The 12,013-nt window shown below is 25.5% G+C and carries 13 protein-coding genes; 12 read left to right on the top strand and 1 reads right to left on the bottom strand.

Annotation, left to right across the window (positions count from 1 at the left end; all coding sequences use genetic code 11):
* Nucleotides 1-56: 56 nt before the first annotated feature.
* Nucleotides 57-1,610 carry a bifunctional UDP-sugar hydrolase/5'-nucleotidase gene (locus Q0J69_RS01785; RefSeq protein ID WP_297203769.1) on the bottom strand — a complete coding sequence of 518 codons (1,554 nt, stop codon included), beginning with the start codon at nt 1,608-1,610 and terminating at the stop codon, nt 57-59.
* Between the two features lie 152 nt (nt 1,611-1,762).
* On the opposite strand from Q0J69_RS01785, the gene Q0J69_RS01780 reads away from it, so the two are divergent.
* The 12 genes from Q0J69_RS01780 to Q0J69_RS01725 all read left to right on the top strand — a co-directional run bounded on the left by Q0J69_RS01780 (nt 1,763) and on the right by Q0J69_RS01725 (nt 11,998).
* Nucleotides 1,763-2,782 carry a SagB/ThcOx family dehydrogenase gene (locus Q0J69_RS01780; protein WP_297203767.1) on the top strand — a complete coding sequence of 340 codons (1,020 nt, stop codon included), beginning with the start codon at nt 1,763-1,765 and terminating at the stop codon, nt 2,780-2,782.
* Nucleotides 2,783-2,828: 46 nt separating this feature from the next.
* Nucleotides 2,829-3,920 carry a streptolysin associated protein SagC gene (locus tag Q0J69_RS01775; RefSeq protein ID WP_297203765.1) on the top strand — a complete coding sequence of 364 codons (1,092 nt, stop codon included), beginning with the start codon at nt 2,829-2,831 and terminating at the stop codon, nt 3,918-3,920.
* Between the two features lie 47 nt (nt 3,921-3,967).
* Nucleotides 3,968-5,314: a YcaO-like family protein gene (locus tag Q0J69_RS01770; RefSeq protein ID WP_297203763.1), complete on the top strand. Its 1,347-nt coding sequence runs from the start codon at nt 3,968-3,970 to the stop codon at nt 5,312-5,314.
* Nucleotides 5,289-5,945 (top strand): CPBP family intramembrane glutamic endopeptidase, encoded by a 657-nt coding sequence (locus Q0J69_RS01765; RefSeq protein ID WP_297203761.1) that lies wholly within the window; start codon nt 5,289-5,291, stop codon nt 5,943-5,945. The genes Q0J69_RS01770 and Q0J69_RS01765 overlap by 26 nt, the downstream gene beginning before the upstream one ends.
* Entirely contained in the window at nt 5,942-6,673 is a 732-nt protein-coding gene (locus Q0J69_RS01760; RefSeq protein ID WP_297203759.1) for a hypothetical protein, read from the top strand. Before Q0J69_RS01765 ends, Q0J69_RS01760 begins: the two co-directional genes overlap by 4 nt.
* 313 nt (nt 6,674-6,986) lie before the next feature.
* Nucleotides 6,987-7,679, top strand: a complete 693-nt coding sequence (locus Q0J69_RS01755; protein WP_297203757.1) for an ABC transporter ATP-binding protein — start codon at nt 6,987-6,989, stop codon at nt 7,677-7,679.
* Between the two features lie 52 nt (nt 7,680-7,731).
* Complete coding sequence (locus Q0J69_RS01750; RefSeq protein ID WP_297203756.1) at nt 7,732-8,448, top strand: ABC transporter permease; 717 nt, start codon at nt 7,732-7,734, stop codon at nt 8,446-8,448.
* Between the two features lie 71 nt (nt 8,449-8,519).
* The gene (locus tag Q0J69_RS01745) at nt 8,520-8,849 is read left to right on the top strand and encodes a PadR family transcriptional regulator (protein ID WP_297203754.1); all 330 of its coding nucleotides are present in this window, start codon (nt 8,520-8,522) and stop codon (nt 8,847-8,849) included.
* A gap of 24 nt (nt 8,850-8,873) precedes the next feature.
* Entirely contained in the window at nt 8,874-9,524 is a 651-nt protein-coding gene (locus tag Q0J69_RS01740; RefSeq protein ID WP_297203752.1) for a permease prefix domain 1-containing protein, read from the top strand.
* A 2-nt stretch (nt 9,525-9,526) separates the two neighbouring features.
* Nucleotides 9,527-10,183, top strand: a complete 657-nt coding sequence (locus Q0J69_RS01735; RefSeq protein ID WP_297203750.1) for a permease prefix domain 1-containing protein — start codon at nt 9,527-9,529, stop codon at nt 10,181-10,183.
* 97 nt (nt 10,184-10,280) lie between these two features.
* Nucleotides 10,281-11,285: a hypothetical protein gene (locus tag Q0J69_RS01730; protein ID WP_366030056.1), complete on the top strand. Its 1,005-nt coding sequence runs from the start codon at nt 10,281-10,283 to the stop codon at nt 11,283-11,285.
* Between the two features lie 20 nt (nt 11,286-11,305).
* Nucleotides 11,306-11,998 (top strand): NADH:ubiquinone oxidoreductase, encoded by a 693-nt coding sequence (locus Q0J69_RS01725; protein ID WP_297203746.1) that lies wholly within the window; start codon nt 11,306-11,308, stop codon nt 11,996-11,998.
* Nucleotides 11,999-12,013: the final 15 nt, after the last annotated feature.

The following is a 12,013-nucleotide window of genomic DNA, read 5'->3' as shown; positions in this document are numbered from 1 at the left end:
ATTTTTTATTGTAAAAAGAGCCTGTCTTGATAAAACAGGCTCTTATATTTTAATAATTACTCAAATATTACTCTAGGTTTTTCATATATATAATCTGCTGGTATATTATTAAGTTTTTTTATCTGCGATATTAAAGCATCTCTTATATCATTTCCAGTCATGATAATATTTTTTCCTTTTCTTCCTATAGGATTTCCTTCATTATCAGTATAACCATCTCCTCCGTCTAAAATATAATCAGACATTACTATATTATAATCTTTATTTTCTGTAATATCCTCTCCATTTAGTTTTGCCGATATCAATTCTCCTTGAGTATTATATACTATTTCAACACCTTTTGAATATTGAAGAAAACCACCACCGCCTCTTTTTGTAGCAGATATTTTTATCATATCAAGCAAATCTTTTCCATTTAATGAAAGAGTTACAGCCTGATTATTAAAAGGAAAGAATTCATTTTGTATTTTTCCCAAAGTAATATCTCCTTCAGGCAATGAAGTTCTTAATGCTCCAGAGTTAACTATAGCTATATCTATATTATCATAAGAATCAAGCACTAAATCGCATGCAAAATTTCCTATAGCCATAGAATTAGTTCTTATTCCATCTTGAGGAAGTTCAACAGGCAAAGTACCTATTCTTACATTAAACTCTTTATCAACAGTACCTTTCATCTCATCAATAAATGCAAGCATATCTTTATCCTGTTCTATATTCTGATCCATTAATACCAATTTATAATCAAAACTATTTATAGTGCCGTTGCTAACGCTTAAATTAATATCTCCTAAATACTTTCCATAACAGCCAGTCTGCACTATAGGCGTACCATTTACAATATCAGCTTCATGCAGTTCTGTATGGCTGTGTCCTCCTATTATTATATCAAATGTATTAGGGATAGCCTCTGCTACCTTTTTATCCTTTTCATAACCTATATGACTTAATAGTATAGTAACATCATTAGTAGTATTAAGAGGTGTTTTTTTAAGAAAATTTTTTAATGCCTGTATTTCTTCTTCAAATACTAAGTCTTTTACACTTGAAGAACTATAAACTGGTTCCGTAGTTGTCACTCCTATTACAGCAACATTAAGACCATTAACATTTGTAACTATATAAGGAATAGCATAATAGCTATTATCAGATTTATTTTTTATATTTACAGAAAGTGTTGGAAATTTTCTCTCTTTCATTATTTCTGTAAAATTATCGAGTCCGTAATCTACAAAGTGATTTCCTATAGTTACAGCGTCTACCCCTATCATATTCATTATATCTACTTCATCTCTTCCCTGAAATACCGTAGAATAAACGCTTCCAGTAATAGTATCTCCAGCATGAAGAACTAATACATTATTATTAGTGGATTTTACTTGTTTTATATAAGAAGCTCTTCTGGAAGCTCCATACATATAATTAGTTTCAGGCGGATTTAATTCTTTGTCTATAACTCTTTCTTCTTCATCTTTTCCATGTGTGTCATTCATGTGTATTATTGTAAGAGTACCCGTATTTCCTGTTTTTTTGGCAGAAGAGTTTGAGCAGGAAAAAGAAAATAAAAAAAACACTATTGATATTAAAGCAATGCATAATTTCTTTATCATATTAATGCTCCTTGAGAAATTGTTAGAGAACATTAAAATTATATAGAATTTGATATGTATTTTCAATAGAATAAAAAATAATTACTGATATTTTTATGAAATTTGTTATATTTGGTTATTATATTGAATAAGTTTTAGAATGCGGAAATCTTATGGGAATCATAAAGAAAGTTGATAAAAAAAATGAAAAAACAAAAAAAATAGTAATAACAAAAGAAGAATTAGAAGCAAAAGAGATACCTCTTCTTTTTAGTGTAGTAAATTTTTCTTCAAATATACCAGTTTCAATGTATGCTGATACTATAGGCATAAAAACTTCTGAGTCATCATACAGAGGAGCAATACATTCTGAAATAAACAGAAATATAAGCGAAGAATATCTTTTAAACTCGAAAAAATCATCAATAGATATCTCTTCAATATTAAATGTAGTAAGCTATTCATCATTTCCTATAGATGCTTCTTTAAGCAATAGAGTGCTTCTTGAAGAGGAAATTCATAAAAAAGGAAATGCTGTAAAACTTCCTCCTTATAAAAATATTAATGCTCCTATAGGTTCAGTAATAAGGTCAAGAAGAAGCAGAAGAGATTTTAAAGGCAAGCCTCTAACTTTAAGTGATTTATCTACTCTTCTTTATTATGGGGATGGTATTTCTGGCGATTTTGATTTCAAGCTAAATAAAGATGAATACAGTACTATAACATTTGGAGATAAATATATATCAAAACTCCGTACAGCTCCGTCTGGAGGAGGACTTTATCCAATATATCTTTATATAGCAGTTCTTAATATAAATAATCTTGATAAAGGAATATACAAATATATGCCTTTTACTCATTCTCTTGAAAAAATTAAATTATTCAGTGATAGAGATTTAGAAAATTATTATAATAATAATGTTTTTGGAGGAGATATAGATTTAAGAAAAACTGCTTTATCTATTTATTATGTATACAGCATATATGAAAACTCTAGGAAATATGGTGATATGGCACTTCAGTTTGCATTGATAGAAACGGGAGAAATTGCTCAGAATATACAGCTTACAGCAGCAGCAAGCGGTATTCTGGCATGCGATATAGGAGGATTTAATAAAACTTTATCTGAAGAGTTTTTAAATATTGACGGACAAACTAATCATGTTGTGCATCTTACTTTACTTTCAAAATGATTTTATGTAAATTATATAAAAATAAATAATAATAGGTTGATTTTGTATGGCTAAAAAGAATATTAAACTTTATGATAATGTAAGCATTTTTTTCAGTTCTGATGATGAGATTAGATTTAGAAAAGGAATATGGAACTTTGAAGAGGCTTCTTTAACTCTTAATGATTTAAATGATAATATGAAAGAAGTAATAGCTTTTATATCTAAAGAGCTTTTTGATGACAAGGTTATATCTTTTGATGATGTAGTAAAAAAATTCTTATTAGATGAAAAAGACAGCAATTTACTAAATGATATTATATCTTCTTTGATTGGAAACAGATTTTTAGAGTATGATGATAAAAAAAATAATATGCAAAATATGGTATACGAGCTTATAGGCGAATACTTTTATGATATTCCAGATGAAAGCAAAATAGAAAAAAATAAAATAATGTTTATAACTGATAATGACAGATTAAAAGATTATGCTTTATTAGTATCTAAAGATATATATATAAATATTGATATGATGAGTGCTGATGATATAAAAAAAATAGAAAAATCTAATCTTACAGATACAACTGATGCTATTGAAAACATAGAAATACAAAAAGAATTATTAAAATTATTTGATAATATATCATGCGTAGTTATAAGCGTAGAGAAGCCAAGACTTAATTTGCTTAGAAATATTAATAGGCTTCTTCTTGATAAGTCAATACCAATAGTTATATCAATACTGGACGGACCATTTTTAAATATTACAACTATAAAAGGAAAAGAAACAGCTTGTTATGAATGCTTTGAAAATAGAGTTATAGCAAGAAATGAAAGTTTATCAGTTTATAATAAATTTGTTAAGCAGACTATGAACTTTAAAATAAAAAATAAAAGAACTTATATAACGCCTATTTTGCAAAGTTTTACTTCCATTGCTTTGTATGAGGCATTTTTATTTGCTGCAATAGGTAAATTCAAACTAGCAGGGCGAGTTATTAATGTTTATATACCTTCTATAGAGATTCAAGTTCAGGATTTGCTTAGAGTACCTTTCTGTCCTGCTTGCGGTCATATAAGCAAGGCAAAATATAATGAAATGTATACTTCATCGAAAGAGATTATAGAAAAGTTTTCAAGCAAAGTTATAATAAAATGATAAAAATTATAAAAAAGAAATTGTTAAATAAAAACGGATAAAAGTATATGATTAATTATTACCCAAGTTATAAAAACATTTTAAATAAATATAATTCTATTTGCGGACATCAGACTGGCATAATGGATTCTATTATCATAATGCAGGCTAATTCTGTGATTGCTGAGAATATGAATACATGCACTGCTATGCTTCCTAATTATCATAAAATATTATTAGGAGATAACGCTGAGGTGAATTATCATCTTTCAGGATATGGTATTTATAGAGATGAGGCTATTATAAGATTATTAGGCGAGGGTATTGAGAGGTATGCTTTATTTACTTCAAATTTATATTTTGAGGATAAACTTAAATATCTTTCTTACAATCAATTAAAAGAAAAATATCCTGATAATGTTATACCTTTTGAATATGTTAAAATATATACAGATGATGATATAAATAAATTAAATAGTATAGGTATTTTAGAAAATATTACAGAAGATGATGTATTATCTTGGGTGCTTCTTCCTTCCTTATTTGACAGTAAAAAAGAATATTATGTACCAGCACAGAATTTATTTTTATCGCATATAATAAGAAGAGATAAAAAAGAGAAAGTATTTATAAGCGGATTTTCAAAAGGAAGTGCAAGTCATAAAAGTATTTATCTTGCTTTAAAATCTGCTGTTAATGAGATAATAGAATGCGATGCTTGTATGATAAAGTGGTATACAAGAAGCAAGGTTAAAGAAGTTATTATAGATGATGATATACTTAACGAAGCTATTAATATGATTTTGAAGGATATTGATTATAAAATAAGAGTATTTGATTATACAGTTGATAATAATTTAGGCTATGTTTTTACTGTTATTCTTATAAACAAAAGCGAAAAAACTCCGTATATTGTAGTGGGTGCTTCTTCTGGGCTTAATCCTAGAAAGGTAATATACAGGGCTTTTATGGAGGCTTTGGCTATACTTACATTAAATATTAACGGAGCATTATCTATGCCTAGTGATTATTTAGAAACTGTATCAGAGAAAAATTATCTTAATCTTGACAGCAATGTTAATTATTGGGCTAATTTAGAAAATAAAGATAAAAAACTTAAATTTATTAACAGCAAGATAGAAGAAAAAGTGCAGTTGAATAAATACAAAAATCTTGAAGTTAATACTCAAAAAGATTTGGAATATTTATTAAAAGGTCTTAATAATATTTCAAAATATGCTGTTTATTTGGATATTACACCTTCTGAAATATCAGATAAAGATTTGCATGTTATGAGAGTTTATATACCAGAGCTGGTGCAAATGTCTATGCCTGCTTTTCCTTACAGTAATCACCCTAGGATAATTAAAAACGGAGGAATTTCTAATAATGAATTCCCACACCCATTACCTTAGTGCATTGCTTGTTCTTACAGCAGTTTCTTTTCCTACTTCATTGATTGGGATATTTATAAAATTAAATTTAGGCAGAATAAATAATATACTCCCTAATGCTTTAAGCTATGCTTTATTTGTTATAATGGTGTTTTTTACAGGGTATATTGGTATTATTAATTATAGTGCTAATATATATTTTATTATAATAGCTTTTGTATTTTCATTTATATGCATAGGATTGGAGCTATTTGAAGGCATCATTATTCATTTTATTAAATATAGAGTTTGGATAAAAAATATAGAAGTTCATAAAATAATAGAAAAAAAGAATATATTTTTTGATATTATAATTATATTTATAGGGGCTTTATGCGAGGAAATTATTTTCAGGCAGGTATTTTTTAATATAGCCTATAATATATTTTCTATTAATATCTTTATTGTTATTATACTTTCTGCTTTTATATATGCCATTAATCATATATATTTAGGTGCTAATGCTGTATTTCAAAAGTTTATAGTGGGTTTAATATATTCTTTGCTGTTTGTTTATTCTTCTTTCTGTATTATAATACCTGTTATTACCCATTTTTCTCAGAATATGATTTTATATTTATTGTCATTAAAGAGAGTGGAGAAGATAAATTGATAATTTTAGACATTCTGCCTTATATAGTAATATCATTTATACTTGGTATTATAATTAAGTTTTTGGAGCGTAATAATATCATTAATAGTATATGCTTTAATTTGATGAATCACAGCAAATTAGAATATGATGATATGTATGTTTATGTAAGCACTTATATATATTGGCTTTTTATGATTAGCTTTGCATTTTTAATTAGTTTTTTGCAAAAACAAAATATTTTGTTATATTTATATATAGAAAGAAAATATATAATTTATATTTTTATTAATATTTTTGCTGTTATTTCAGCTTTTGAAATTATTATGGCTGTAATAAGTTTGATTAATAAAGATATAAGGACTAATGTTATATTTAATAATATATTATTAGTTCCATCTGTGTATTTGCTTTATTCTTCGAGAATAAATCCAAAATGGATATTAATAATATTATCGAGTATAATAAAATGTTTGTTTTTTAATGGAGTAATATACTTAGCTTTAAGAGATAAATTTCAAAATTTATTTTTTACTATTTTTATAGTGGGTATGTTATTCTCATTGGAAGAAATTTTCAGAGTAACAAGCATTAAACAGGCATTTATATTTACTATAGCCTGCTTAGTAGTTACTTTTGTTAATGGACTTGCATTTGAGTACAGCGGAAGTTTAATACCGCCCATATTTGCTAATATAGCTTTTACAATGTATTACTTTGGGCAGTTTGAAAATATGCGTAGGTATTAATTTCATTATATAAAAATGTTTTGTATGATGAGTTTAATATAAAAAACATCAAAAGGAGTTGTTGATATGATTAAATATTCTTCAAAAGTACGCACAACATGTTCTCTAAAAAGCCAATCTGTTGTATTGACTCCTGGAGGATGTTGCTGCTCTTGTTGTTGTTCTTGTTGTGTTAATGTAACAACTACAACAAACAATTAATTTATTATAATTTTTATAATAAATTTTAATGCCTGCTGTATTGATAATTTTATTATTGATGCAGCGGGTTTTATAATAATTTAGAAAAAATGAAATCTGGTAATTGCGGAAAATGGAAACTTTGATTAGTGCTAGAAATATAGAAAAAAAGTTTAATAAAAATACAATATTAAAAAAAATAGATTTTGATATAAATAAAGGCGAAGTTATAGCACTTGTAGGACCAAACGGTTCTGGAAAAACTACCCTTATAAATATATTACTAGGCATATTAAAAGCGGATAACGGTGAATTAAAAATTAATATAGACAATTATAAAAAGCATATAGGAGTTCAATTACAGTCTACGCCTTTTTTTGAAGGCTATAGTGTAGGAGATAATATATTAATGTTTTCAGCTCTTTATGATATAAAAATAACAGATGAAGATATAAACAATATGCTTAATAAATATTCTCTTAATGCCAAAACATTAGCTATTAAACTTTCAGGAGGTGAGCAGAAAAAACTTGCCATAATGATAGCTACTATGCAAAATCCTGATTTGCTTATATTTGATGAGCCTACAGCGAGTCTGGATCCTAGAGAAAGATACAATGTAAAAAATATGATAAAAGAGTTTGCCCAGAATGATAAAACAATTCTTTTTACTTCTCATGATTTAGAAGAGGTAGAAGATATTGCTGATAGAATAGTATTTTTATATAAAGGAGAGATATTAGAAAGCGGAAGTAAAGATGAACTTTTAAGTAAATATAATTTTGACAGTTTAGAGAAACTTTATCTGCATATTACTAATTATTAAATTTTAATTGTTTATGTATATACTAGAAGTTTTATGAGAAATAATAATTATTATGAGAATAATATTTAAACTTACAATGAAAAAAGCTATAAGAGATCCTTTTCTTATATTTTGGTCAATATTTTTTCCTTTGGTAATAGTTATATCACTAGGGCTTTTTTTTAATATGGAAAGCTATACTATACATATACTTACCGCTATGACATGTGTAAGTGTGCTTGCCTATTCTTTTATGACTACTAGTTTTAATGTATTAAGTCAGAGAAGAAGAGGCGTTTATAATTTACTTAAAGTAACCCCGCTTCCTTTATATAAATATATAATAAGTTTATCATCTGCTTGGGTGATAATATCTATTATAAGCAGTTTATTTGTATTTTTTGTCTGTGCTTTATTTTTTAAGATAGAGTTTTCTTTTATATCTATTTTGTTATTTCTGCCTGTAATAATAATAGCTTCTTTGCTTTATATATTTATAAGTTTTTTTGTTTCTAGTCTTGTAAAAAATAATGAAACAGCAAGTATATTATATAATATTATTTTAATGGCTTCTATGTTTTTAAGCGACGGATATTATTCATTATATAATGCACCTAATATAGTAAAGTTATTAAGCAAATTAAATATTTTTCAGTATTTTTTGAATGCATTTAGGGGGGCTTTTTATTTTGATTTTAAGGCTTACTTTATAGGAATAGCAGTACTTTTAGTATGTTTAATAGTAGCTTTGATTCTTGCTGTTAATACTTTCAGGTATGCTGATAAATAAGTTATTGACAAAATTATATATTTATTTTACTGTAAGAAGTATATTATTATTAATTTAAGGGTTAGAATATAATGTATATAGAAAGCGATATTATACGTGGACATATAGATGCTGTAGTTTTGCATTTTTTAAAAGATAATGATTCTTACGGTTATGAGCTTTCTAAATTGATAACCGATAAAACTAATGGAGAATATGAGATTAACGGACAGACTTTATACAGTGCTATAAGAAGGCTTGAAGGAAAAAAGTTAATAGAAAGTTATTGGGGAGATGAAAGTCAGGGCGGAAGAAGGAAATATTATAAAATTACAGAAGAAGGCATAAAATTTCTTAATGAAGAGAGAGAAATATGGCTGTTTACTAAAAAGATAATAGATAAACTACTTGATATTGAATAGATATTGTATATAAGAGAAAATGTTATGATAGATGATTTTTGTAATGAATTAAAAAATAAATACCCTAATACTCAGAAAATTAGAGATCAGATTGAAGAGCTTAGAAATTATTTATATATGAAAAGCGAAGAATATGTAAATGATTCTAAAGAAGAGGCTTTTAAAAAGGCTCTTAAATCTTTCGGGGATGCTGATTCACTTCTTGAAGAATTATCAAAGGATGCAAAAATTATTAATAAATGCAGATTATATTTATTTGCTGGTATTATTGATATTTTTATTGTAGCTTTTTTAACTTTTTTATTATGTTTTATATCTTTAAAAAACAACAATATATTATTTTTTTCTTATATAAATAATTCATTAGTGCCAAGCATATTTTTTATTATTTCTGGAATAATTGCTATTTTTTTAACTACAGTTATACCATTTATTAATATGCGTAGTATATATGAGGTAGTTGAATATACTTATAATGATTATATAATAAATTTAAAATATTCTATAATAGGTTTTTTGATTATATCTATAGCAGTATTTATATTTAATATTGTTTTCAGTCCTCATCATATTTGGTTTGTATTTGTTATTATATATTTTTTATCTTGGCCTTTGACTGTATTTTTATTTTATAAATTTTTTAAAAATTCTGATAAAAATATTAATAGGAAATAATAATGAATATTAATGAGTTTTATAAAAATATTAAAAAGAAATATCCTAATACTAGAGAAGTGCTTGAGCAGTTAGATGAAATAAAAGATATGCTTAATTCTAAAGTTCAGAATTATGTAAAAAATGGAATGAAATATGAAGAAGCAAGCAGTAAAGCTATAAATGAACTTGGCAATATTGATGAGCTTTTTGATGATATAAGCAAAGATGCAAAAATTGTTCATAATTTATATATAAAGATATTAACGTCTTTGATATCATCTTTTTCTACAGCTTTTTTGGTATTTATTTTGGGTTTGATTATAGAGAATTTAAGTTTTTTTAATGAAGTTACTAAAATAGGATATAAACTTACTATGCCTTATTTTTATTTGATATTATTTATTTATATAATTATTTATACTCTTTGGAATTTCTCAGATAATATTAAGCCTAAAATAAGAAAATACAGTTATGATATATATAAAATTAATTTAAAAAACTCTATTATTGCTGTTCTTATTTATTCATCAATAATGCTTATTATAAATATTATCACATATAAATATAATAATTATTTGTGGTTTATTTGGGCTTTTAATGGAATATTAAATTGGACTATTTCTATAATTGCAGATTATCATTTATTTAGGAGTAGCATATTTGAATATAAAAAATGAATTTTATAATATTTTACACAAAGTATATTGACAGACATAATACTTATGCTATAATAGTAATATAAGATAAATAGTAGGTGATTTATATTCCATGAAAATATTTAGAATATTAATTTTGTTCAGCATATTATCAAGTTTTCTTTTTGCTCAGAATGATTTTGTAAACTCGGGTTTTCATTATAGTTATAATTATTTCGGATTTCCTTTTTCTGTTGATTTAGGATATGCATATAAAAAGAATTCGCATTTTGTATATGTTCCTCGTGTGGGAATAAGTTTTGATTATGGCTCTGAGTCATCATTTGGAATATTTGCTAATGTTGGAATGGAGTACAGATACAGAAGATTTTTTATAGATTTAAATTACAAACAAGGAATAACACCTCCTTTTTCTACATTTAATTATAAAGATTTAGAATATTACGGACAATTAAAATTAGGATATTCTTTTGATAATGTAATGATTTATTATGGCATGAACATAGGAAAAATACTTTCTTCTGAGAGGGAAGTTTACAGATTAAGCTCTATATTTAAGATTAATCAAAGTGTTGGTTTAAGTTCTACATTTGTTGATGATGGAGTCAATAAATTAAAATTCAATGCTGGTATAGGTGCGAGCATTATACCTAATGAGAATCAGTATTCTTATAATGTTTCAGCTAGTATGCCTTATTCATTCTTTCATTATTGGGGAGAGCTTGGAATTATGCCTTATATAGGATACAGTGCTTATTTTGATAAAAGCGAGAAAAAATATTCTATTGGATTTAAATATTTATACTCTCTTATGATGATGCCTTTATCAAATTTGGAAGCACATCTTAAAAATATGGACTTTCTTACATTTGCTCATTTTGAATATAAATTTTTTATGCGATTTCTTCCATCTGGTTTTAATGATATATACTTAGTTGCTTTTGGTAATGTAGGTTATGGAAAATATTTTGAGGAGAGTATTGATAAAGGTAATTTATTGTACGTTGTAGGAGGAGGAATAGGATATAATCTTTACGGATCAACACCTTTACAATTAACTTTTGGTGTTGATAATAATAATAGTTTGGTTATGAATTTAATAATTAGTACTATAATGTTTTAATATTTTGGAGTTTATTATTAATGGGAAGTATTAAAAATAAAATTATATTTTGTTTTATATGCTTAATCTTTTATACAGCATTGAGTTTATCGTTTTATTTAATACCTTTTAATTCAGAAGTATTGGGTATAATTACTATATTTTGTACTACTATATTTAGCATATTTTTTATACTTCCTGCTTTTTTGTATTCTCCTATTTATTCAATAGTGATTGGTATTTTATATTATATATTTTTTAGATTGTTTGAAATTATAAGAATGTTTACTATTTTGGATTCTACTCCTGTAACTTTGATGTATATGATGATTCAAAGTGCTTTTGGTATTATTATTAATGTGATTGGTATTATATTAACTTGCTTAACTATTTATTTCATCAAAAATTATATTAAAAATAAAGGAATTGATATGGCTTTAATAACTGCTTTGATAATTGCATTTATAAAATTTGTTATAAGCGGATTATCTTTTTCATCATTCTTTTTTAGCTTTATTATAAATAATATAACTATTAATAATGATTTAATAATACAGCAGATTATTTCTTATGTTGTTTCTGTTGTATGTACTTTTATAGCTGTGATGATTTCTTATTTTATTTATATGGGGATAAAAGACAAAGCATTTTTTTCTAATATGAATAATTTAAATAATGAAAACAATGAAAATAATTTGAATAAAGACAGCGATGTTAACATTGTTAATGAGTAGTTATATTTAAGGAGG

The organism is uncultured Brachyspira sp. (assembly GCF_944388875.1).
Lineage (GTDB): Bacteria > Spirochaetota > Brachyspiria > Brachyspirales > Brachyspiraceae > Brachyspira.
The sequence above is the reverse complement of the archived record's forward strand: the minus strand, read 5'-3'. Positions and strand labels throughout refer to the sequence as shown.